The sequence below is a fragment of the Mycobacterium zoologicum genome (genome assembly GCF_020181635.2).
Taxonomy (GTDB): Bacteria; Actinomycetota; Actinomycetes; order Mycobacteriales; family Mycobacteriaceae; genus Mycobacterium; species Mycobacterium zoologicum.
Genome location: NZ_JAYJJS010000034.1, coordinates 1 through 23610 on the forward strand (window position 1 = coordinate 1; position 23610 = coordinate 23610).

19 protein-coding genes are annotated in these 23610 nt (G+C 67.0%); 5 read left to right on the forward strand and 14 right to left on the reverse strand.

The genetic code is table 11. The features are described 5' to 3' along the window. Nucleotides 1-158: 158 nt before the first annotated feature. Nucleotides 159-992, forward strand: coding sequence for a class I SAM-dependent methyltransferase (locus K6T84_RS20710; RefSeq protein ID WP_224860437.1), 834 nt, complete (start codon nucleotides 159-161; stop codon nucleotides 990-992). A gap of 48 nt (nucleotides 993-1040) precedes the next feature. On the opposite strand, the gene K6T84_RS20715 is transcribed toward K6T84_RS20710, so the two are convergent. Both K6T84_RS20715 and K6T84_RS20720 read right to left on the reverse strand, forming a co-directional pair. Continuing rightward, nucleotides 1041-1706 (reverse strand): hypothetical protein, encoded by a 666-nt coding sequence (locus tag K6T84_RS20715; RefSeq protein WP_224860439.1) that lies wholly within the window; start codon nucleotides 1704-1706, stop codon nucleotides 1041-1043. Nucleotides 1707-2074: 368 nt separating this feature from the next. Then, nucleotides 2075-2473, reverse strand: a complete 399-nt coding sequence (locus K6T84_RS20720; protein WP_225400123.1) for a MerR family transcriptional regulator — start codon at nucleotides 2471-2473, stop codon at nucleotides 2075-2077. A 53-nt stretch (nucleotides 2474-2526) separates the two neighbouring features. Here K6T84_RS20720 and K6T84_RS20725 point away from each other — a divergent pair, with 53 nt between their 5' ends. Next, on the forward strand, nucleotides 2527-2976 hold the full coding sequence (locus tag K6T84_RS20725) for a PPOX class F420-dependent oxidoreductase (RefSeq protein WP_224860443.1): 450 nt from the start codon (nucleotides 2527-2529) through the stop codon (nucleotides 2974-2976). On the opposite strand, the gene dnaE is transcribed toward K6T84_RS20725, so the two are convergent. After that, nucleotides 2977-6522, reverse strand: a complete 3546-nt coding sequence (gene dnaE / locus K6T84_RS20730) for a DNA polymerase III subunit alpha (protein ID WP_224860445.1) — start codon at nucleotides 6520-6522, stop codon at nucleotides 2977-2979. It abuts the gene before it with no gap. A 137-nt stretch (nucleotides 6523-6659) separates the two neighbouring features. Here dnaE and K6T84_RS20735 point away from each other — a divergent pair, with 137 nt between their 5' ends. After that, entirely contained in the window at nucleotides 6660-6881 is a 222-nt protein-coding gene (locus K6T84_RS20735) for a dodecin family protein (protein ID WP_224860447.1), read from the forward strand. Nucleotides 6882-6895: 14 nt separating this feature from the next. On the opposite strand, the gene K6T84_RS20740 is transcribed toward K6T84_RS20735, so the two are convergent. Then, a complete protein-coding gene (locus K6T84_RS20740; protein ID WP_225400124.1) occupies nucleotides 6896-7816 on the reverse strand; it encodes an RluA family pseudouridine synthase in 921 nt (306 codons plus the stop codon). A 7-nt stretch (nucleotides 7817-7823) separates the two neighbouring features. Next, nucleotides 7824-8387, reverse strand: a complete 564-nt coding sequence (lspA, locus tag K6T84_RS20745) for a signal peptidase II (protein ID WP_224860451.1) — start codon at nucleotides 8385-8387, stop codon at nucleotides 7824-7826. Nucleotides 8388-8428: 41 nt separating this feature from the next. Between lspA and K6T84_RS20750 the strand changes: the two genes are divergently transcribed. After that, a complete protein-coding gene (locus K6T84_RS20750) occupies nucleotides 8429-9370 on the forward strand; it encodes an asparaginase (RefSeq protein ID WP_225400125.1) in 942 nt (313 codons plus the stop codon). A gap of 171 nt (nucleotides 9371-9541) precedes the next feature. Here K6T84_RS20750 and K6T84_RS20755 read toward each other — a convergent pair whose 3' ends face one another. The 5 genes from K6T84_RS20755 to ileS form a co-directional block, all read right to left on the reverse strand. Then, nucleotides 9542-10903 carry a DNA polymerase IV gene (locus K6T84_RS20755; protein ID WP_225400126.1) on the reverse strand — a complete coding sequence of 454 codons (1362 nt, stop codon included), beginning with the start codon at nucleotides 10901-10903 and terminating at the stop codon, nucleotides 9542-9544. 47 nt (nucleotides 10904-10950) lie between these two features. Continuing rightward, nucleotides 10951-11298 carry a DUF732 domain-containing protein gene (locus K6T84_RS20760; RefSeq protein ID WP_408066156.1) on the reverse strand — a complete coding sequence of 116 codons (348 nt, stop codon included), beginning with the start codon at nucleotides 11296-11298 and terminating at the stop codon, nucleotides 10951-10953. A 14-nt stretch (nucleotides 11299-11312) separates the two neighbouring features. Then, on the reverse strand, nucleotides 11313-12677 hold the full coding sequence (locus tag K6T84_RS20765; protein WP_225400127.1) for a PPE family protein: 1365 nt from the start codon (nucleotides 12675-12677) through the stop codon (nucleotides 11313-11315). 18 nt (nucleotides 12678-12695) lie between these two features. Then, complete coding sequence (locus tag K6T84_RS20770; protein WP_225400128.1) at nucleotides 12696-13922, reverse strand: PPE family protein; 1227 nt, start codon at nucleotides 13920-13922, stop codon at nucleotides 12696-12698. Between the two features lie 237 nt (nucleotides 13923-14159). After that, a complete protein-coding gene (ileS, locus tag K6T84_RS20775; RefSeq protein ID WP_225400129.1) occupies nucleotides 14160-17288 on the reverse strand; it encodes an isoleucine--tRNA ligase in 3129 nt (1042 codons plus the stop codon). 286 nt (nucleotides 17289-17574) lie between these two features. Here ileS and K6T84_RS20780 point away from each other — a divergent pair, with 286 nt between their 5' ends. Next, entirely contained in the window at nucleotides 17575-19047 is a 1473-nt protein-coding gene (locus K6T84_RS20780; RefSeq protein ID WP_224860463.1) for a PE-PPE domain-containing protein, read from the forward strand. On the opposite strand, the gene K6T84_RS20785 is transcribed toward K6T84_RS20780, so the two are convergent. From K6T84_RS20785 to K6T84_RS20800, 4 genes are all read right to left on the reverse strand, one after another. Beyond that, nucleotides 19044-19532, reverse strand: a complete 489-nt coding sequence (locus K6T84_RS20785) for a hemerythrin domain-containing protein (protein WP_225400130.1) — start codon at nucleotides 19530-19532, stop codon at nucleotides 19044-19046. The genes K6T84_RS20780 and K6T84_RS20785 overlap by 4 nt on opposite strands. Before the next feature lie 20 nt (nucleotides 19533-19552). Continuing rightward, on the reverse strand, nucleotides 19553-20035 hold the full coding sequence (locus K6T84_RS20790) for a hemerythrin domain-containing protein (protein ID WP_224860467.1): 483 nt from the start codon (nucleotides 20033-20035) through the stop codon (nucleotides 19553-19555). A gap of 13 nt (nucleotides 20036-20048) precedes the next feature. Continuing rightward, entirely contained in the window at nucleotides 20049-20489 is a 441-nt protein-coding gene (locus tag K6T84_RS20795; protein ID WP_224860469.1) for an OsmC family peroxiredoxin, read from the reverse strand. A 125-nt stretch (nucleotides 20490-20614) separates the two neighbouring features. Continuing rightward, entirely contained in the window at nucleotides 20615-23608 is a 2994-nt protein-coding gene (locus K6T84_RS20800; RefSeq protein ID WP_304621255.1) for an MMPL/RND family transporter, read from the reverse strand. Between the last annotated feature and the right edge of the window lie 2 nt (nucleotides 23609-23610).

Sequence of the window (23610 nt, forward strand, 5' to 3'; positions counted from 1 at the left end):
ACCGAAACGGAGGTCGCCTGAAACACCCCGATCCACAGGTATTGACAATTCCTCCGCCTGCTGCGTTTCCATGTGATCGAACTTAGCGGCGCCACCCCGATGCCGATGCGGGTTTGGGTTCCCGTGTCGGTCGGCGGTCATCGCCTACCGTGGATGCCATGCCGATTCCCGTCACCGAGTTCAGCCTCCTCGAGCAGACCGCGTTTCTGACCGCCTACGCCCGGGCATTGGACAACCGGGCGGAGGTGCCGATACTCGGCGACGAGCTCTCCGACCGGGTCGTCGGGCTCATCGACTACGACTTCGCGGCATTCAGGATCCCGGCCAGTGTGGTGCGCCAGACCGCGTTGCGGGCCAAGCTGCTCGACGACCGGGTCCGCACGTTCACCTCCACCAACCCCGACGCCGTCGTGGTGGATCTCGGCGCCGGGCTGGGCGAACCGATGGTGCGGGTGGCGCCACCGGCGGGGGTCGACTGGTACAGCATCGACCTGCCGCACGTGATCGCGCTGCGCGAGAAGTTGCTGACGGCTCCCGACGGTGAGCACCTGGTGGCGGCCGATCTGACGTCGGGTGACTGGATCGCCGGTATCCCGGTTGGCCGGCCCACCATGGTGATTGCCGACGGCCTGTTCGCGTTTCTCACCGAGGCGCAGGTCATAGCGCTGTTCGGGCAGATCATCGACCGCGTCGGCACCGGCGAGTTGGCGTTCAACGATTACGGCCAGGTCGGCGTGCTCAGTTCGCTCGGGATGAAGCTGGCTCCGCGCGGCATGTTCACCGTGCTGCGCCAGGTCTGGGCCAACCCCGGATTCAGCGACCCGCGGACCCCGCAACGCTGGGACCCTCGACTGCGACTGGTCGAGCAGGCCTGCCTGGCGCATGCCGCCGAGGTCGATTCCTTCCCCAGCGCGGCCCGGGTGGTGACCCGGCTTGCCGGCCGATTCAAGTCGGTGGCCGGCAAGGCCCGGGTGCTGCGCTACAAATTCTGAGGCGCCAACTCGGTCACATCGGGGCGATCGAGACGAGCTGCTTACGTGTCAGAACAGTGACACTGCCCCGTCGAGGTACTGCGACGGGTCGAAGTCGATCCCAGCGAACGGGTCGGCGGGAAGGACGTAGTTGGGGACCGCCGCTTCGGTCAATCCGGAGTGGAACAGGCTGTTCCACAGGAACATCGGACTCGAATCACCGACCTGGATGTAGTCGGCGGAGACACCGTCGACCGTTACGACGGTGTTCGTAAAGTCCGGGGTCGAGAAGACCCAGTAGGTCGCATCGTGAGGTCCGACGTTGTCCATGGTCAAGCTGGTGAAGGCGCCATCGAAGTAGCTGAGCTTCTGCACCGTAACCCCGGACAGGTCGTCGAACCATCCCAGATCGAGACCATTGGAGGCCTCGGCATTGGGCACGAAGTCTCCGTATTGGTAGGTCGAACTGGTAAGCAGCGTCGACCAGAAGTCATCGATCTTGATGTTGTAGCTGCCGGCATCGGTCACCGTGCCGTCGTCCGAGGTGTACTGGACGTTGTAGACCTGGTCGCCCTTCCAGTCGGTGATCCATGGGCGAACCCCACCGTATTGCCAGTCGCTCAGGTTCTCCGGACCCATCACCAGGCAGACTGCGCCGTCGCAGGTCTCATAAGGGCCGCCCCCGAAGCCCGGTGCGATGCCGTTCTCACTTCCAGCAGCGTTTGCTGTCGACATCGACAAGGCGATTGCAACAAACGCTCCAGCCGCGCCCACCCCGCTCAGGGTAAGAAAACGACGCGATTTCCACATAACTGCCTCCGTGATCGTTTGTTGCACATGCGCACCTGTGATCGCTCTGGTGCTCAGACGTTACACCGGTGTTGCCTAGGATTGCCATCCGAATCTAACGGAAAATCATGCTAGTGGTGAACCTACGGTCTGTTCTAACCGGATGCTTCATCTGTCTCGCCTCCCACCTGCGTCACGCCAGATGTGTGGGAAGTTTCAGACGGTACTCCGGCGATGCACTGTTGTTACCAAGAACGGACGTTAACGTTATGTAGAGGTTCAGGCTTCCGCCCACACCTGCCCGACCAGCGTCTTCACAACCCGTCCGTTCCCGGCGGCGGGTGGATTCCACAGGTACATGCGTCGATGGACGGACACGTGCAACGCATGCCCCACGCGATCACGGCACGAGCGCGCGACAACGTCTCCAATTGGGCATCGATCTGCGCCAGCTTGGCCAGCGCCAGCATGCGGCTGGCCGGACGCCCCGGGGCGTCATCGGCAAACAGCAGCGCAATCTCTTCCAGCGAGAATCCCGCCGATTTGCACAGGCCGACCACCCCGAGCCGGGTCAGCACCGCATCGCCGTAGCGGCGCTGACCGCTGACTCTGGCCGGGGCAGACAGCAGGCCGATCTGCTCGTAGTAACGCAGGGTTGTCGCTGGGACCCCGCTGCGCCGGCTCACCTCGCCGATCGTCATTCGGTCAGACATCCGGACCTCCCGACCCTTGACTTAAAGTCAACTCTAAGTGGTTCCCTGATGTCATGCCCGCACAATCACTCGACGCTTTGCACGGTGCCCGCTACGCAGTTCTGCGGTCGTTTCGCCGCGACGGCACGCCCGCCGACACCCCGGTGTGGTTCGCGGTCGACGACGGCACCGTGTTGTTCCGCACCAAGATCGGCCCGAAAACCAAACGCCTGGCGGCACGACCGGATGTCGAGCTGACCGCGTGCGACTACCGCGGCCGGCCCCGACGCGACGCACCGACGATGGCCGGGGTCGCCACGATCCTGTCCGGCGAACAGGCCGAGGCCGCCAACCACCGACTGCACCGGCGCTACGGCTGGCAGTGGAACGCCATACCGATGATCAAGATCCCCGGTGTCACCAATGTGCATCGGAGCCTGTCGATCCGAGAAAAGCTGCGGCGGGCGCGATCCCGCACCCTGTGGCCGGACAGCGTCATCGTGGCCGTCACACCCGTCCGGTGACTATCCGCCCAAACAGCCCGGACCGAGCAATGCCTTCAAGTCGCCCATCAGCGCGGAGGAAGGAGTAACCCGCAGTGCGGGATCCAGTTCCAGCACGGTGATTCGCTCCCCGCTGATCAGCCGCAGCTGCACCTGCGCCGTGCCGGGATGACGGGTCAGCACCTGCTTGAGCGCCGAGACCTTGTCCAGCGTGCATTGCCGGGTCGGCAGACTGACCGCCAGCGGCCGGTCTGCGGCGCTGCCCGAGAAGTCGGGTACCACAAGCTCGTTGGCGATCAGCGAGAGCCGATCATCGCGGATGTTGACCTTGCCGCTGACCAGCACCACCGCGTCATCGGCGATCTCGGCGCCGTAGGCGGAGTAGGTGTGCGGAAAGAACATCACCTCGATACCGCCGGTCAGATCCTCCAACTGCGCTGAGGCCCAGGGCATCCCGTTCTTGTTGACCCGCCGGTTGACCGATGCCAGGATGCCACCCACCCGTACCTGGGTGTCGTTGGCGATATCGCCCTCCAGGATCGCTGGGATCTGGGTGTCGACCTGCGCCGCCAGCAGATGCGCGACGCCGTTGAGCGGATGCCCGGACACGTACAGGCCCAGCATCTCTCGCTCCAGGGCAAGCTTGTGCTTGTCCTCCCACTCGTCCTCGGGCACCTTGATGGTGAACACCGCGTCGCCGCCGCCGTCGTCACCGCCGCCGAACAGGTCGAACTGGCCCACCGCCTGAGCCTTCTTGGTGCCCAGCACCGAGTCGACCGCGTCGGTGTGCACCAAGAACAGGCCCTTGCGCGGATGTCCCAGAGAGTCGAAAGCGCCTGCCTTGATCAGTGATTCGGTGACCTTCTTGTTACAGGCCGCGATGTCGATCTTGTGCAGATAGTCCGAGAAGTCGGTGTAGCGGCCCTTACCCGTGCGGGTGGCGATCAGCGATCCGACGACGTTGGCGCCGACGTTGCGTACCGCGGCCAGCCCGTAGCGGATGTCGGTGCCGACCGAGGCGAAGTTCACCCCGGACTCGTTGACGTCGGGAGGCAGCACGGTGATGCCCAGCCGGCGGCAGTCGGCAAGATAGATTGCGGCCTTGTCCTTGTCATCTCCGACCGAGGTCAGCAATCCGGCCATGTATTCGGCCGGATAGTTGGCCTTGAGGTAAGCCGTCCAGTACGACACCAACCCGTAGCCGGCCGCGTGCGACTTGTTGAACGCGTAGCCGGCGAACGGAAGGATGGTGTCCCAGAGCGCCTTCACGGCCTTCTCGGAGAACCCGTTGGCCGTCATACCCTCATAGAAGCCCTTGTACTCGGCTTCGAGGACTTCGAGTTTCTTCTTGCCCATGGCTTTTCGCAGCGCATCGGCCTTGCCCATCGTGTAGGAGGCCACCTTCTGCGCGATGAACATGATCTGCTCTTGGTAGACGATCAGGCCGTAGGTCTCGGCGAGAATCTCCTGCAGCGGCTCTTCGAGCTCGGGGTGGATGGGCTTGATGGCCTGGCGGTTGTTCTTGCGGTCGGCGTAGTCGTTGTGCGCGTTCATGCCCATCGGACCGGGCCGGTACAGCGCCAGCACCGCGACGATGTCGTTGAACTCGGTGGGCTGCATTCGGCGCAGCAGGTCGCGCATCGGTCCGCCGTCGAGCTGGAACACTCCGAGGGTGTCGCCGCGGCCCAGCAACTCGTAAGTGGCCGGATCGTCGAACGGCAGCGAATCGAGATCCAGATCGATCCCCCGGTTGGCCTTGATGTTCTCCAGGCAGTCGCCGATGATCGTCAGGTTGCGCAGGCCCAGGAAGTCCATCTTGAGCAGGCCGATTTCTTCGCACGACGGGTAGTCCCAGCCGGTGATGATCGCGCCGTCCTGCGGACGCTTCCACAGCGGGATGGCGTCGATGAGCGGCTCGGAACTCATGATCACCGCGCAGGCGTGCACGCCCGCGTTGCGGACCAGACCCTCCAGACCACGCGCGGTCTCGTAGATGGTGCGCACATCGGGGTCGGTGTCGATCAGCCCGCGGACCTCGGCGGCCTCCTTGTACCGCTCGTGCGTCGGGTCGGTGATGCCCGACAGCGGGATGTCCTTGGCCATGATCGGCGGGGGCAGCGCCTTGGTGATCCGGTCGGCGATCGCGTAGCCGGGCTGACCGTAGTGCACACGCGCCGAATCCTTCAGCGCCGCTTTGGTTTTAATGGTGCCGAAGGTGATCACCTGTGCCACCCGGTCGCTTCCCCACCGCTCGGCGGCGTAGCGCACCATCTCGCCGCGGCGCCGGTCGTCGAAGTCGATGTCGATGTCGGGGGCCGACGGCCGCTCCGGGTTGAGGAAGCGCTCGAACAGCAGGCCGTGCGGGATCGGGTCGATGTTGGTGATCCCCAACGCGTAGGCGACCAGCGACCCGGCGGCCGAGCCACGCCCCGGGCCGACGCGGATGTCGATCGACCGGGCGTGGCTGATCAGGTCCGCCACGATCAGGAAGTACGACGGGAATCCCTTGCCGCAGATGACGTCGATCTCGTAGTCGGCGCGGTCGGTGTACTCCTGTGCCACCCCGGCCGGGAAACGGCGCTGCAACCCGGCGCGCACCTCATGGCGCAGCCACGAGCCCTGGTCGTGGCCCTCGGGAACCGGGAACACCGGCATCCGGTCCCGCGGCGCCCAGACGTCGGCGTAAGAGGTCACCCGCTCGGCGATCAGCAGCGTGGAGTCACACGCGCCCGGGAGCTGGTCGTCCCAGAGCGCGCGCATCTCGGCGGCGGACTTCAGGTAGTAGCCGTCGCCGTCGAACTTGAACCGGGTGGGGTCCGACAGGGTCTTGCCGGTCTGAATGCACAGCAGTGCTTCGTGGTTCTGCGAGGCGTCCCGGGTGACGTAGTGGCAGTCGTTGGTGGCCAGCGGCGGGATGTCGAGCTTGCGGGCCACCTCCAGCAGGCCTTCGCGGACCCGGCGCTCGATGGACAGTCCGTGGTCCATCACCTCCAGGAAGTAGTTCTGCGGCCCGAAGATCTCCCGCCACTTCGCCGCGGACTCCAGCGCCTCACGGTCCTGTCCGAGCCGCAGCCGGGTCTGAACCTCTCCGGACGGGCAGCCCGTGGTGGCGATGATCCCCTCGGCGTGCTCGGCGATGATCTCTGCGTCCATCCGCGACCACTTGCCCAGTTGGCCCTCGAAGGAGGCCAGCGACGTCAGCTTGAACAGGTTGCGCAGTCCGGTGGCGTTCTCGGCGACCATCGTCAGGTGGGTGTAGGACCCGCTGCCGGAGACGTCGTCGCTCTTCTGGCTGGGATCACCCCACTGGACCCGGCGGGTATCGAACCGGGAAGCGGGAGCGACATACGCCTCCACGCCGATGATCGGGGTGATGCCCGCCTTGGTCGCGGAGTTGTAGAACTCACTGGCGCCGAACATGTTTCCGTGGTCGGTCATCCCGATCGCGGACATTTCCAGCCGCTGCGCCTCGGCGAGCATGGGCGCGATCTTGGCCGCACCGTCGAGCATCGAGTACTCGGTGTGGTTATGCAGGTGCACGAAGGACCGCGCGGCTGAACTGTCCATAGGACCGCCAGTCTATGGCTGCCCGCCGACGCTTCCCGGGCGTGTCGTCAACCGTGTCTTGCGCGGCGGCGTTTCGCCAGACAACTGCCGCCGCCGTGCACTACGTTGAGGTTCGGCGCAAGCGAGGAGACACATACATGAGCGTGTACCGGGTCATCGACATCATCGGGACCAGCCCGTCGTCCTGGGAGAATGCCGCGGCCGAAGCGGTGCACCGGGCCAAGCAGACCATCGACGACATCCGCGTGGCCCAGGTCGTCGAGCAGGATCTCACCCTCGATGACAAGGGCGGGATCATCTATCGCACCAAGCTGCGGATCTCGTTCAAGATCCGGCCGCCGAAGTCCCCCGACAGCTAACGGGCGCCTGCACCTCAGCGGTGCAGGACGTCCAGGGCGTGCTGCAGGTCAGCCGGGTAGTCGCTGGTGATCTCGATGCGCCGCCCGTCGGCGGGGTGGGCGAAGCCCAGCGAATGGGCGTGCAGCCACTGGCGTTCCAGCCCCAGCTTGTCCGCCAGCGTCGGATCCGCGCCGTAGGTGAGGTCACCGCAGCAGGGATGTCGCAGCGCCGAGAAATGCACCCGGATCTGATGGGTGCGGCCGGTTTCCAGGTGCACGTCGAGCAAGCTGGCGGCGACGAACGCCTCCAGGGTGTCGTAGTGGGTGATGCTGTGCCGGCCGTCGGCGGTGACGGTGAACTTCCAGTCCCGCCCATGGTGGCGGCCGATCGGCGCGTCGATGGTGCCGCTCGACGGATCCGGATGCCCCTGCACCAGTGCGTGATAGCGCTTGTCGACGGTGCGGGCCTTGAAAGCCCGTTTGAGTGCGGTGTAGGCCCGTTCGGAGATCGCCACCACCATCACCCCTGAGGTGCCGACGTCGAGGCGGTGCACGATGCCCTGGCGCTCGGGCACCCCGGAGGTGGTGATCCGGTAGCCGGCCGCGGCCAGGCCGCCCAGCACCGTCGGCCCGCTCCAGCCGACCGAGGCATGCGCCGCCACCCCGGCCGGTTTGTCCACCGCGACGATGTCGGCATCGGAGTACAGGATCGTCATGCCCTCGACCTCGGTCGGGGTGTTCTCCAGCGGTGCCGGGGCCTCCGGCAGCCGCACGTGCAGCCAGGCGCCGGCGACCAGCCGATCGGACTTGCCGGCAGGCGCACCGTCCAATTCGACGTCGCCGTTCTCGGCCAAGGTGGCCGACACGCTCCGTGACAGGCCCAACAGGCGTGCCAGACCGGCGTCCACCCGCATGCCGGCCAGCCCCTCGGGGACCGGCATGGACCGTTCGGTCACAACCGCATCAGTCCTGGTCGCCGGTGCGCCGACGACCGACCGCATCGAAGTCGAATCCGAACACCGACAGCCCGACCAGCAGGATCGCCCCGCCAACCACGGCGGGGTCGGCGACGTTGAACACCGGCCACCAGCCGATCGACAAGAAGTCCACGACGTGGCCCTGCAGGTGACCCGGTGCGCGGAAGAAGCGGTCCACCAGGTTGCCCAGTGCCCCGCCGAGGATCATGCCCAGCCCGACGGCCCACCACGGCGACACCAGCCGGCGCGACATCCAGATGATGCCGAGCACCACCGTGCTGGCGATCAGGGTCAGCACCCAGGTGTAGCTGGTGGCCATCGAGAACGCGGCACCGGAGTTGCGGACCAATGTCCAGGTCACGGTCTCGCCGATGATCGGCACCGGCTGCCCCGGCGTGAGCATCTTCACCGCCAGCACCTTGGTGACGACGTCGGCGATCAGCACGACGGCGGCCACCGACATCAGCAGGCCCAGTCGGCGGCGCGGTGCCGCGGGCTCCGCCGCAGTCTCCGCGACCGGCTCAGTCGAGTCGGTTGTCTCCTCAGTCACGCCACCATCATCCCTTAATGCGCGTGCGGCATGATCGCGGCATGGTGTCCCAGCGGCTCACGGTCATCACCACCGGCGGAACGATCGCCGCCAGCGCCGACGATCAGGGGGTGCGCCGGCCCACTCGGCGCGGCGCGGATCTGGTCGCCGGGCTCGGCGGTGGTACCGCCGACGTCACGGTGGTGGACCTGATGTCCCGCGACAGCTCGGAGCTGACCCCGGACGACTGGGGGCGGATCGTGGCAGCGGTGCGCGCCGCGGTGGACGGCGGAGCGGACGGGGTGGTGGTCACCCACGGCACCGACACCTGCGAGGAGACCGCACTGTGGCTGGAACTCGGCTACACCGGGGACCCTCCGGTGGTGTTGACCGGCGCGCAGCGCAGCGCGGATGCCCCCGACGCCGACGGGCCCGGCAACCTGCGCGACGCGCTGCGGGTGGCGGCGGACCCCGCAGCCCACGGCCTGGGGGTGCTGGTGTGCTTCGCCGGGCAGGTGTTGGCGCCGTTGGGCCTGCACAAGGCGACCACCACCGACCTGACCGGTTTCCACGGGCCACCGGTGGGCACCGTGAGCTCCGGGCGGGTGCGGTTGACCGACACCAAGATCCGGCCCCAGCTCGATGCGACCGACCCGCCTCGCGTTGACGTCGTGGCGCTCTACGCGGGCGCGGATGCGGTGGCGCTGGACGCCTGCGTGGCCGCCGGTGCGCGCGGCCTCGTGCTGGAGGCGCTCGGATCGGGCAACGCCGGATCGGCCGTGGTCGACGGGGTGCGCCGGCACTGTGCCGCCGGGGTGGCGGTGGCGGTGTGCAGCCGGGTGCCGGATGCGCGGGTCGGCCCCGACTACGGGCCCGGCCGGGCCCTGGTGGACGCCGGCGCGGTGATGGTGCCGCGGCTGCACCCACCCCAGGCGCGGGTCCTGCTGATGGCGGCCCTGGCCGCGGGGCAGGCGGTCGGCGACGTCTTCGATCGGTGGGGTTGACTGCATCCATGTCCTCTCAACACACCTACACCTCAACTTCCCCGTGACGCACGACCCGGTGGTACGCCTGGCCGCCTAACCCGCGCGCGTGACGTCAGCGAGCTGATAGCGCCGGCGATAGCCGATTCGAACAGGCAGTACCACTTGAAATTCAGTACGGCAGCGACGGAATCAGCCCGGATCCGCACCGGCGACGTAGTCCGGCCAGTCCAGGCTGTCGACCGGGTCTGCCGGGCTGATCGCGGGCCCGTCGGCAGGAAAGGTCCGCGCTCGGCCCGGCCCGGAGCCACGCGTCTCGAATCGCACCGTCACCACCCCATGCCCGGCGCCCTGCACCCAGCCGTGGCCCAGCTCGGGGTGAGCGACGTCGTCCCCGATCCGCCAGGGTGTTGATTCGGGTGAAATAAGTTGCGCCACCGACATTTCCGAGTGATCCGCCTGCTCGGACGCCGAGGCTTCCCCGAATTCCAGATCCGGGAACAACGACTCCTGCCGGACGTCGGTCAGCCCCGAGTACCCCACCCCGAGTAGCCGGATCGGCCCTACCTCCGCGGGATCCAGCAGCAGCCGAGCAGCCGCCGAGGTCAGTGCCGCGGCGTCGGTCGTGGCATACGGCAGGGTCGCCGAGCGGGTCAGCACGCTCATGTCGGCCTTCTTGAGCTTCACCGTCACGGTGCGGGCGCCGCGGCCGTCGCGCACCAACCGGCGGTAGGCGTGCTCGCCGATCGGGCCCACCTCGGCGCGCAGCTGCTCCAGGGTGGTCAGGTCGACGGCGAAGGTCGATTCGGCGCTGATCTGTTTGGCCTCGGCCCGTTCGGCCACCGGCCGGTCATCGATCCCGCAGGCCAGCCGATGCAGCGCAGGGCCGATGGTGGCCCCGAGGATGCTGGCGACCTCGGTGTCGGTCAGCGCCGCGAACTGCCCGACGGTGCCGATCCCGAGCCGGTGCAGCTTCTCCTCGGCCACCGGGCCGATCCCCCACAGTCGGCGCACCGGCAAGCCGTCCAGCAGAATCCGTTCCTCGGCACGGCCGACCACCCGCACCCCGTCGGGTTTGGCCAGATCCGAGGCGATCTTGGCGATCTGCTTGCCCGAACCGGCACCCACCGAGGCCACCAGGCCGGTCTCGTCGAGCACCCGGCGTCGCAGCCGCTCACAGAACAGTTCGACGTCGGCGCGGTCGGCCCCGGCCAGCTCGACCGGTTCACCGAACGCCTCGTCGAAGGAGAGTTGTTCGACGACCGGGATCACCGCACGCACCGTCTCGAAGACCCGGCGGCTCGCCAGCCCGTACACCGCGCCGCGCGGCGGCAGCACCACCGCGGTGGCTCCCACCTGCCGGCGGGCCTGGTGCATCGGCATGGCCGAGCGGGCCCCGAACACCCGGGCCTCGTAGCTGGCGCCGGCCACCACGCCGCGTCCACCCGTCCCGCCGACCAGCACCGGCCGTCCCCGCAGGGTGGGACGGGTGAGCTGCTCGACGGAGGCGAAGAACGCGTCCATGTCCAGATGCAGGACCCAACGGGCGTCCACAACGCTAGATCCTAGGGCGGTCCCCCCCTGCCGCGGCGGCAGCGAGGCTACTTCGAGCCACCGCCCGCAAGCTGGTGCGGGCAATAGAATTTCGCTGCGATCGCCGTGAACCGTGCCGCGTCGGCCATGCTGAGCCCGGGGTTGGCCTCGGTGACGTCGGTGAGCAGCTCCAGGCTGGTCTCACCGTTGGCCGCCAGCCCGCATTCGGCTTCGGCAACGGCCACGGCCTGCGCGGGATCGGCGAAGCTGATCCCGACCTGGTGCAGCGCCTCGATGAACTCGGCGCGCTCCACCGCGCTCACCTCCACGACGCCCGGAGTGGCATGGCCGGGTGCGGCAAGCGCAAACGCTGCCGCCGCGGCGAGCGGGGCGATCGCGCATCTCATGAGAAGCATTGAGGTCTCCTTGCTCAGGCCAGCGCCGAGTTCGCCCCGGCGAGCGCACTGTCCTCGTCTTCGAGCACATGCACCGCGTGGATTCCAGGTTTCAGCGACAACTTGGCGACCAACTCGTCGAGGCCGGCCTGGTCGACGTTCCAATGTTGCACGACGTCGGGTGTCTGCTGCAGTTGGGCGATCACCTGGTCGAGCGGGACCGGCGCCTGCCGGTCGTTGAGGTTGGTCGACACCACCCGGGCCGCCGGTGCGATCGTGCGGGTCCGGGCGCCCGGGGCGCCCAGCGCCCCACCGGCGGCACTGCCCAGCGCTGCCGGTGCGAGCGCGCCGGGCACGGCCCCGGCCGCCGGGGACGCGGCGAGCGCGGTCTCGGGCACCGAGGTGGCGGCCAGCTTGATCGCCGAGGTGGCACTGGCCCAGTTCGGCGGCACCGACAACGCCCCCACCCGCACGGCGCTGCCCGCGCTGGCCCCGGCGGTGCGCGGGGCCCCACCCAGCCCGCCGCCCAGGTTCAATCCCGAGCTCGACAGGCCACCGCCGAGCGCGGACTTCGAGATCTCCACGACCGGCGCTTTGTAGCTGGCGCGGAAGTGGGTCATTCCCATGTTCATAGTCGCGTGCGTGCCGTTCACCCAACCGCTCTGGCCGGCGACTCCCGCCACCGCGCTCAGGTCGGACTCGAACAGCGTCCTCATCTCGGGCCCACCGAGCAGGCTGTCGAGGCCGTTCTGCCACATGGAGGTGTAGCCGTTGGCCAGTGAATTGATCTGGTTCAGGATCTGCTGCAGAAGGTCGGGCTGGGTCGTTGCGGCCGCTGCTGCGGTCGACTCGGCTGATCCCACGTCCCCGTTGGTGGTCTGCGGTGCTTCGCTGAACGCGGTCAGGTTGGTCGCGGATGCCGAAGCACCGGCGTAGCCGAGCATGGCCGCGACGTCCTGCGACCACATCCGCAGGTATTCGGCTTCCACGGCGGCGATCTCGGTGCTGTTCTGCCCGAAGATGTTCGACGCCACCAGCGAAGCCAGTTGACTGCGGTTCGCGGCGATCGCCGGTGGGGGCACGATCCCGGCGAACGCCGACTCGTAGGCGCTGGCCGCCGCCGTCGCCTGGGCGGCGGTCTGCTCGGCCTGCGCGGCCGTGGTGGACAGCCAGTTCACGTACGGAGCGGCCGCGGTCGCCATCGCCGCTGCCGCCGGCCCCTGCCAGCCCCCGCTCAGCCCGGCCAGCACCGCGGCGTAGGACGACGCGCTGGAATGCAGTTCGGTGGCCAGACCCGTCCATGCCGCCGCGGCGGCGAACAGCGGGTCAGCACCCGGGCCGGAGTACATCTGCCCGGAGATGACCTCCGGCGGTTGTGCCGCAAAGCTCCCAAACACCATGAACGCGACCTGCTTTCGTTACTTAGCGATCGGCGGGATGACGATGACGGTGGCCGTGGTGGCGATATCAGGCCCGGTTTGGTTGTTGGTGACGTGCGAGATCGCACTGATCGCGCGGGTGACGCCGGCACCGGCGGCCTGGCGCACCGGCGTTCCGATCGCCCGTCCGGCCAGACTCGACAGTGCCATCTGGCCGGCCAGCACGCCCTCGCCGTTGACCGCCAGTGCCGGAGCGGCCTCCAGCACGCTGGCCTGCAGCGCCACCGCAGCGGTCTTGACGGTCGGGATGGCGGTCGCCCAGCTGGTCGGGACCGACAACGAGCCGACCAGGCCTGCGCGCCCCAGCGTTCCCGACACCGCCGCCGGAGTGGCCTGCGCACCGGTGAGCAGCGGGCTCGCCAGCAGCGGTTTCAAGGCGCCCACGATCGGCTTGGGGTTGAGGGTGGAGGTCAGGCTGTTGAAGCCGTTGGTCAGCGACGGGATGCTGATGGCCATCTGGTAGAAGCTTCGGCCGGCGTTGGCGATCCCGATGCCATACGGCCCGGTCAGCGTGCTGAGCACCGTGTTGAACGTCTTCGTCACCGCAGTGAGGTCGCCGGACACCTGGCTGGTGCTGGGAAGCTGCGCGAGCAGGTCGGACAGGCCCAGCTGCGCATTGGAGGCGGCAGCGGACTGCGCCGCGTTGGTGGCGGCCGCCGACTGGCTGGTCTGGCCGGCGGAATTGGTGGTCTCCGGAGGAGCGGTGAAGGAGTCCAGTTTGGTGGCCGCCGCCGAGGAACCGGTGTAGGTGTACATGGCTGCCGCGTCCTGCGCCCACATCGCGCCGTACTGCGCTTCGGCCGCCGCGATGGCCGGCGCGTTCTGCCCCAGGAAGTTGGTCGCGACCAGCGTCGCGAGCAGAGTGCGGTTGGCCGCGATCACCGGCGGCGGCACGGTGGCGGCATAGGCGGCCTCGTAGGCCCCGGCGGCCGCCTTGGCCTGCAGCGCGGTCTCCTCGGCGCTTACCGCAGTGGCTTTCATCCACGCCGCGTAGGGGGTCGCCGCGGCCGCCATCGAAGTCGCCGAGGGGCCGTGCCAGGCCGAGTCGGCCAGATCGGTGATCACCGACTCATACGACGTCGCCGCATAATGCAGTTCGGCCGCCAGCGCCGCCCAGTTCGCGGCGGCGGCCAACAGCGGCGCCGAGCCGGGGCCGGCATACATTCGCCCGGAGTTGACCTCCGGCGGCAGTGCCCCGAAATCCATCACTGTCCCCCGCTCTGGCAACTTCGAAACATCCGTGAGTCAGGAACCAGTTAGCTCTGCTCATCTCCTGGTCAAAGGCTAGGAAGTCCGGCGAACAACCACGAACCGTCGCCGCCGAAATCGGCACTTTCAGGGCGCCCCGTGGACGCATCTCCAACGCCGTGACCAGGGGAACAGCCGGTGAACGGACTATTAATAATCTCGGCGCGAAAAACCAGCCCTCAATTCAGTCCGTGTTCAGGCCTTGGCTATCGCCACCTGCACGCCGTCACCGATCTCGGTGGCGCCCGGGCCCGGGTCGCCGAAGGAGAAACGGGTCGCCAGGATCTCACCGGAGATCAACTCGGCATGCGTCTGCGCCCACCCCAGCCGCTCCGCCGGCACCGACAAGACCACACTGATCCGGTCAGAGACCTCCAGGCCGCTGGACTTGCGCAGTTCCTGCAGCTCGCGGATCCGGTCCTTGGCCCAACCCTCGGCTTCCAGTTCCTCGGTCACCTCGCCGTCGAGTACCACCAGGCCGGCGCCGTCGGGCAGGGCCACGGTGAACTCCGGGTCGGCGGCCACCAGTTTGGAGGTGTATTCACCCTCGTGCAGCACCACCGGCCCCGCGCTCAGGGTGCCGTCGGGGTTGAGGACGCCCTCCCCGGCCTTGACGGCCTTGATCGCGGCCTGCACGTCCTTTCCCAGCCGCGGGCCGGCTGCCTTCGCGTTGACGGCCAGCTCGAACCGGCCGTAGCTGTCGATGTCGGCGGTCAGTTCGACGGCCTTGACGTTGAGCTCGTCGGCGATCAGGTCGGTGAAGTCGGCCAGGCGTTGCGGATCCTCCACGGCCACGGTGAGTTTGGGCAGCGGCAGCCGGACACGCAGCTTGTGCGCCTTGCGCAGCGACGACGCCGAGGAGCATACGTCGCGGACCTGGTCCATCGCTGCCACCAGTGCGGGGTCGGCGGGTATGACGCCGGGCTCTGGCCAGTCGGTCAGGTGTACCGAGCGTCCGCCGGTCAGGCCGCGCCAGATCGTCTCGGTGCTCAGCGGCAGCAGCGGCGCCGCCAGTCGACAAGTGACCTCCAGCACGGTGTGCAGGGTGTCGATGGCGCCGTAGTCCTCGTCCCAGAACCGCTGCCGGGAGCGCCGCACGTACCAGTTGGTCAGCGCCTCGGTGAACTGTCGCAGTTGCTCACACGCCCCGGAGATGTCGCACACATCCAGGGCCTGCGTCAGGTCGTCGCGCAGCGACGCCAGCTTGGCCAGGATGTAGCGGTCCAGCACGTGCTGTGAATCGGTGCGCCAGACACCGGGTTTCGGGGCGTAGAGCGTCAGGAAGCTGTAGGCGTTGGTCAGCGGAAGCATCACCTGGCGTACACCTTCGCGGATTCCCGCCTCGGTGACGATCAGGTTTCCGCCGCGCAGGATCGGCGAGGCCATCAGGAACCAGCGCATGGCGTCGGAGCCGTCGCGGTCGAACACCTCGTTCACGTCCGGATAGTTGCGCAGCGATTTGCTCATCTTCTGCCCGTCGCTGCCCAGCACAATGCCGTGTGCCACACAGGCTTTGAACGCCGGACGGTCGAACAATGCGGTCGCCAGCACATGCATCATGTAGAACCAGCCGCGGGTCTGACCGATGTATTCGACGATGAAGTCGCCCGGGTAGTGCGTCTCGAACCAGTCGGTGTTCTCGAACGGGTAATGCACCTGGGCATACGGCATCGAGCCGGAGTCGAACCACACGTCGAGCACATCGGGGATGCGCCGCATGGTGGAGCGCCCGGTGGGGTCGTCGGGGTTGGGGCGGGTCAGCTCGTCGATGTAGGGGCGATGCAGATTGTCCGGCCGCACCCCGAAGTCACGCTCGAGTTCGTCGAGGCTGCCGTAGACGTCGATCCGCGGATAGGCCGGGTCATCGGAGCGCCATACCGGAATCGGGGTGCCCCAGTACCGGTTCCGCGAGATCGACCAGTCCCGTGCACCGCGCAGCCAGTTGCCGAAGATGCCATCCTTGATGTGCTCGGGGTACCAGGTGATCTGCTCGTTGAGCTCGACCATTCGGTCCCGGAATTCGGTGACGCGGACGAACCACGACGACACCGCCTTGTAGATCAGCGGGTTACGGCAGCGCCAGCAGTGCGGGTACGGGTGCTCGTAGGTCTCGTGGCGCACCAGCACCGCGCCGTTGGCCGCGGCCGGCCCCGTGCCGTTCTTGAGGTCGGCGATGATCGGCTTGTTGGCGTCGAAGACATGCTGGCCGGCGTAGTCCGGCACGGTGACATCGAAGCGGCCCTTGGCGTCCACCGGAGTGACCGGGGTGATGCCGACCGGGTCGGTGGTGTTCTTGTCGTCCTCACCGTAGGCGGGCGCCAGGTGCACGATCCCGGTGCCGTCCTCGGTGGACACGAAGTCGGCGGCCAACACCTGAAAGGCATTGGCGGAGTCCATGAAATACGGAAACGGCGGCAGGTAGCGCATGCCCAGCAGATCAGCACCCCGGTAGCTGCCGAGAATCTCTGGCTCTGCGCCGTCTTCCAGGCCGAATTCGCGTGCGTAGGAACCCAACCGCGTCTCGGCCAGCACGAACCGCCGCTCGCCCACCGCGATCTGCACGTAGGTCACATCCGGGTTGACGGCGACGGCCTGGTTGGACGGCAGGGTCCAGGGCGTGGTGGTCCACACCAGCAGGTGCGCACCTTCGAGTTCGCCTTCAGCAAAACGGAACCCGACCGTCAGCGCCGGGTCCTGGCGGCTCTGGTAGACGTCGTCGTCCATTCGCAGTTCGTGGTTGGACAGCGGGGTCTCGTCGCGCCAGCAGTACGGCAGCACCCGATAGCCCTCGTAGGCCAGGCCCTTGTCCCACAGCTGCTTGAACGCCCACAGCACCGATTCCATGAACGGCAGGTCGAGGGTCTTGTAGTCGTTGTCGAAGTCCACCCAGCGGGCCTGGCGGGTGACGTAGGCCTGCCACTCCGACGTGTAGCGCAACACCGAATCCCGGCACGCCTGGTTGAACGCGGCGATGCCCATGGCGTCGATCTGAGACTTGTCGGTGATGCCGAGCTGGCGTTCGACCTCCAGCTCGGCCGGCAGCCCGTGGGTGTCCCAGCCGAATCGGCGCTCCACCTTGTAACCGCGCATGGTGCGATACCGCGGCACGATGTCTTTGACGTAGCCGGTCAGCAGGTGTCCGTAGTGCGGCAGGCCGTTGGCGAACGGCGGCCCGTCGTAGAAGACGTATTCCGGTGAGCCGTCGCGGCGGGCGATGCTGGCCCGGAAGGTACCGTCGGCGGACCAGAAGTCGAGTACCTCGGACTCCAGCGCCGGGAAGTCGGGGGCGCCGGCGGCCGGCTTCGGATAGCTGCGTTCGCTCACGTCTGTGTCGTCTCCCAAGGACCCGGCCCGGGGACGACGCCGCGCGGTTGCGCGAGCGCCGCGGTACCACCCCGCTTGTCGCACCCCGCCCGGGGCGCGACCGCTCGATGCCGGCTGTGACGGGCCGTCCCGTTCGGGTCTACTTGGCTCGTCCGCGGTGCGGACCGGGCTGTTCTTCCGAAGGCTCCCCGGTGATGGCCGGATCGATGCCGATGCACGCCGATTCTAGAACCCCCGATCGGCCTCCCCTCCGTCAGGGCCGTCGGGTTGACCCTAGACTTCGACCGTGGATTTCCGCTCTCCTGACGCCTGCGATGTGGTTTGGTCGCGGATGGTCCGGATGCCGGTTGCCGTCGGGACCACAGCAGCGGTGATCGCGGCCATTCCGGCGGCGACGATTCCGTCGGGTCCGACGATGAAAGAGGTGCTGCTGACCGGCCTGGGAGGCGGGACCGCGCTGATCATGGGCAGCAGCGGCATCCCGCTGCCGACGTCGGGCTACGTCGACGCCGCCACCACGCTCTACCTGCAACCGCACGGCTTCACCGGCACACCGCAGGCCCTGTTCACCCCGGCGGGCTTCTACCCCACAACCGGCGTCAAGAGCCTCCCGGCGTTCGTCTCCGAGACCCAGGGTGCACAGATCCTCACCGAGACGGTGCTGCGCGAGATCGCCGGCGGGCAGGTTGATGCGACAAATCCGGTGGTGGTCTTCGGCTATTCGCAGAGTTCTGCACTGTCGTCGTTGGCCATGGCCCAACTCGCCGAACACGGAGTGCCCGCCGACTACGTCCACTTCGTGTTGGTCGGTGACACCGCCGCACCCAACGGCGGGCTGCTCGAACGCTTCGACGTCCCCCTCGGCTCGCACCCGGAGATCCCGAGCATGGGTATCACGTTCGGTTACCCCACCCCGAATCTCTACCCCACCGACGTCTACACGCTCGAATACGACGGGTTCGCCAACTTCCCGCAGTACACGCTGAATCCGATCGCAGTCTTGAACGCCATGGTCGGGATGGCTCTCGCGCACTTCACCTACCTGGGCCTGGAGCCCGACCAGATCGCGAACGCCATCCCGCTGCCGACCACATCCGACTCGCTGGCCCACTACTATATGATTCCGCAGGACCACCTGCCGTTACTGGATGTGGTGCGCTTCCTGCCCTTTGTCGGCAACCCGCTGGCCGACCTGGTGGAGCCGGTCATGAAGATTCTGGTGAACCTCGGATACGGCAGCATCACCGACGGCTGGAGCCAGGGCCCAGCGGACGTGCACACCCCGTTCGGCCTTTTCCCGCCGGACCTCGATTGGGGTGAGGTCTTCAACGCACTGGTCAACGCGGTACCCGAGGGGATAGTCGCCGCCGGCAATACCCTGCTGGACCCGCAGAACTACGACGTCTTCGCCTCGATCGCCGACAATCCGGTGACCGGTCCGCTATTGCGGGCCGCGTACGCGACCGGCGAGCTCACCACGAACCCGGCCGCCTTCCTGGCGGATCCGAACCTGACAACTTTCACCCAGGTGCTCAACGCGCTGGACCTCGGATCATCGGTGGCACCCTCGGAGAGCTACACCCAACTGCTCCCGCTGGCCGACATGTTCACCGCATTGACCGTCACCCTGCCGGCCTACAACCTCACGGTGTTTCTCGACCAGCTCGAGCAGGGCAACCTCATCGAGGCGATCGGTCTTCCCATCGCCGCTGATATGGCCCTGATCCCGATCGCAATGGCCCTCGGGCTCGGCCTCTAGCCGGCCTCCCGGCACTCCCAGCAGTCCGGCATCAGCCCGGTCTCGAGGAAGTCGGCGAGTTCCGCGGACTGCTCCGGGTCCAACTCTCGGTCGGCGGCGGGATAGATTACCTGCTCCTCCTTGTCGTTGTGCGAGCCGAGCAGGCCCAACAGGTTCTGACCGGCCGCCCGGATCCGCGCGATGTCGACAGCCCCGGCCAGTTCCGCCAGCGCATCCATAGCCCGCCAGATCTCGCCATGCTCGGACATCATCACCGTGATGGGCATCGCCATGCCGCCGTGCCGAATCGGCGGAAACAGGATTCGCTCCTCGGCGAAGATGTGCCGGCGCAAGGCGTCCAGGGCGGCGTTCAGGCCGTCGGCGTCCACCCGGCCGCCGTCGAGTTCGGCCAGGAAACCGGCGAGCCCGTCGTCGACCAGCCGGTGCTCAAGCTCCAACGCGGCCGACAGCGATAGCGGCACCTCTGATGAGATCTCTTCGGACACAGGCGATCTCCAATCCGTGCTCAGAGGGCTGCCTTTGCGCAGACCCAGCCGTCCGGCATCCGGCCGTTGGCGATGAAGTCGGCCAGTTCGGTGGCGGTCTCGGGCGCAAGGCCGGTGTCGGCGGCCGGGTAGATCACCGGCTCCTCCACCTTGTTGTGGTCGGCCAATAGGTCCAGCAGCCGCCGGCAGGCCACTCGCAGTTCGTCGTGGTCGGCGGGATCGCCTGCACCACTGATCAGTTCGTCGAGGGCGTCCATGGTGCGCCAGATTTCCCCGTGACCCCGGATCATCCCGAACACCGACATCATCTGCGCGCCCTTGCTGATCGGCGGGAACAGAATCTGCTCCTCGAGGTAGATATGGCGGCGCAGTGCGGTCAGGGTGGCACCGAGGACGTCTGCGTCCACGCTGCCGCCGTCCAGCTTCTCCAGGAAGACACCGATCCCGGCATCGACTTCCTGGTGCTCGTGCTCGAGTGCGGCCGAAAGGTTCTCGTCAGTCATGGCTCAGCCCCGTTCAGACCAGTACCGCGTCGACGCTGATCTCGGCGCCGGCGAACAGTCGAGACACCGGGCACAGCGCCGCGGCGCCGCTGACGATGTCGGCGAAGTCTTCGGCGGACAGATCAGCCACCTCGGCACGAACGGTCAGCTTCGAGGTGGTGATGGTAGGCAGTCCCGCGACCTCGTCGAGGGTGACCGTCGAGGTGACTTCGAGCCGCTGGGGCGGGGTTTTGTTCTCGCCGAGCTTCAGCGACAACGCCATGGCGAAGCACGACGAGTGCGCGGCAGCCGCGAGTTCCTCCGGACTGGTCTTGCCGCCGGGCTGCTCGGTGCGGGCCGCCCAGGTCACCGGCAGTCCATCGAGCGCTCCACTGCTGCCGTGCCCCAGGGTGCCCGCGCCCGTGGCCAGCGCACCTTCCCAGGTGGTCCGAACAGTCCGATCCGCGATGCTCATTCGCCGACTCCTCCACCGATGCGGACACCGCCGGAGCCGGAACCCGCAACTATTTTCTACAATCAGGACTTGTCTAAATGTAGTCCATCGTGCAGTGCGCTGGCCAGAGGCGGATCAGGGGCAGCTCAGCGCTCGGTCTCTTCCTCCGGCGGTTGAGTCACCGACAGGGTCTCCGCGGGCCGCTCGTCGGCCGGCTGCCCGGGCCGTCCCGACAATTCCGGGAATGCCGAGGCGACCATATCCTCGAACGTCCGGTCTTCCGCGTCGGCCTGAACAGTGGCAGCAACCGGCACGGCCTGGCGCCGCGCCCGTGCGGGATGCTCCCGCACGTTCAACGGCCACCAGAACCACCGGCCGAGCAACGCCGCAACGGACGGCATCATGAACGAACGCACGATGAGGGTGTCGAACAGCAGGCCGAGTCCGATGGTGGTACCGACCTGGCCCACCACCCTCAGGTCACTGACCAGCATGGACGCCATGGTGAAGGCGAACACCAACCCGGCTGCGGTGACCACCTTGCCGGTGCCGCCCATAGTCCGGATGATGCCGGTCTTGAGCCCCGCGCCCATCTCCTCTTTGAAACGAGCAACCAGCAGCAAGTTGTAGTCACAGCCGACCGCCAACAGGATGATCACCGACATCACCATCACCATCCAGTGCAGGTTGACGCCGAAGATGTACTGCCACACCAATACTGACAACCCGACCGATGCCCCCAGCGAGGCCAGCACCGTCCCGACGATCACCAACGATGCGATGAAACTGCGGGTGATCAACAGCATGATGATGAAAATGATTGCCAGCGAAGTGATTCCGGCGATGAGGAGATCGTAGTCGGCGATCCCCTGCAGGTCACTGAAGAGCGCGGCGGTGCCGGTCACAGAGATCGTGGCGCCCGATAGGGGTGTTCCCTTGAGGGATTCGGTGGCAGCCTTCTTGATCAGGCCGGACCGCGCCATCCCTTCCGGCGTGCCCGGATACCCGTCGTGGGTGACGAAGAACCGCGCCGCGTGGCCGTCCGGTGACAGGAACAGCTGGATCACCCGTTTGAAGTCGGGGTTGTCGAACGCCTCCCGGGGCAGATAGAACGAGTCGTCGCTCTTGGCCGCGTCAAAATCTTGGCCCATCGCCGCCGAGTCTCCACCGACTTCCTCTGCTTGCGCCATGATCCCGGACATGGTGCTGTTCATCGTCAGCATCATGGTCTGCAGACTGCGCATCGCGGCGATCTGCGCCGGCATCATCTCCAGCAGCTGCGGCGTCACCGTATCGATGTTGTTCATCACCGGCGCCAACTCGTTGAGTTTGTCGGTGAGTTGATTGGCGCTGTCCATCGAGGCGTATGCCGACCGCAACGACAAGCAGGTCGGGTCAGTACGGCAATCCTGTTGCGGGGAAACCGTTTCGCGCAACGCCTTGGACGATTCGTTGAAATCAGCCATGTGTTGGCGCATCTCGGCGGCCACATCCATTGCCTCGCGCGAGACACCGGTCGCGTCGTGGGCGTTGGCGCCCATCTGCTGCATGAGGCCGTACATCCGTTGCAGTGAGTTGATAGTGCCCTCGAGATCGTCGGCCTGTTTGCGCATATCGGCGACCCGGTTCTTGACGAAGTCCAGGTTCTGCATCTGCCCGGCGTTCTGCATGCTGAGCAAGAAGGGGATGGAGGTGTGCCCGAGCGGCGTGCCTTCGGGCCGAGTCACCCCTTGCACCATGGCCACACCTTCGATCGCGAAGATACTCTTGGCCAGTTTGTTGAGCACCAGGAAATCCGCCGAGTTGCGCATGTCGTGATTGGCTTCGACCAGCACTATCTCCGGCAGCAGGCTGGACTCGGGGAAGTGCCGCGACGCCGCCGCCCACCCGATGTTGGCCGGAGTATCCTGCGGGATGAACGACGGGTCCTTGTAGCTCACCTGGTAGCCGGGCAGCGCCAGCAGGCCGATGAGTGCGACCGCGCAGGCGGCCACGAAGATCGGCCCCGGCCACCGCACGATCGCGGTGCCGATCTTGCGCCAACCACGCTCCGACATCTTGCGGCGGGGTTCGAGCAGTCCGTGGCGACTGGCCACCGTCATGACCGCAGGAACCAGAGTCAGCGAGACCGCCACCGCGACCAGCATGCCGACCGCGCAAGGGATGGCCATGGTCTGGAAGGCCGGCAACCGGGTAAAGCTCAGGCACAGTGTGGCGCCGGCGATCGTCAGTCCGGATGCCAGCACCACATGGGCGACTCCACGGTAGGTGGTGTAGTACGCCGCCTCCGGGTCCTCACCGGCGTGCCGGGCCTCGTGATAGCGGCCGATGTAAAAGATGCCGTAGTCGGTACCGGCCGCTATCGCCAACGTCACCAGGATGTTGATCGCGAACGTGGACAGTCCGATCAGTCCGACATGGCCCAAAAAGGCGACGATCCCGCGCGCCGCGGCCAGCTCGATCCCGACTACGGCCAGCAGCAGTGCGACAGTGCTAAACGAGCGGTAGAGCAGCATCAGCATCAGCGTGATGACCGAGATGGTGGCCAGCATGATCTTCAGGACGGCGCGGTCGCCGCTTTCGTTCATGTCGGTCAGGAAGGCCGCGGGGCCGGTCACGTACGCCCGCACTCCCGCCGGAGGCGGTGTGCGATTCACGACGTCACGGACTGCATTTACGGACTCGTTGGACAGAACCCCGCCCTGATTGCCCGCCAGGTTCAGCTGCACCAGAGCCGCTTTGCCATCTGCGCTCTGGGCGCCGCCGGCGGTGAGTGGATCCCCCCAAAAGTCCTGGATGTGCTCGATGTGTTTGGTGTCGGCGTTGAGCTGGGCGATCAGCTCGTTGTAGTAGTGGTGGGCGGCTTCGCCGAGAGGCTCGTCACCTTCGATGACTATCGTCGCTCCACTGTCGGAGTTGGATTCGGCGAAGACGTGCCCCAGCCGCGCCATCGCTTGAACCGAGGGGGCGTCCGTGGCATTCAAAGACACCGGGTGCTCTTTGGCGACCTGCTCCAGTGACGGAACAGCGAGACTCACCAGCATCGCGATCGCGACCCAGCCCAGGATGATGGGGAGCGCGAACCTGCGGACCGCTTCTGCTGCGGACGACCGACTACGACTCAGGTGGTGTATCTTCATCG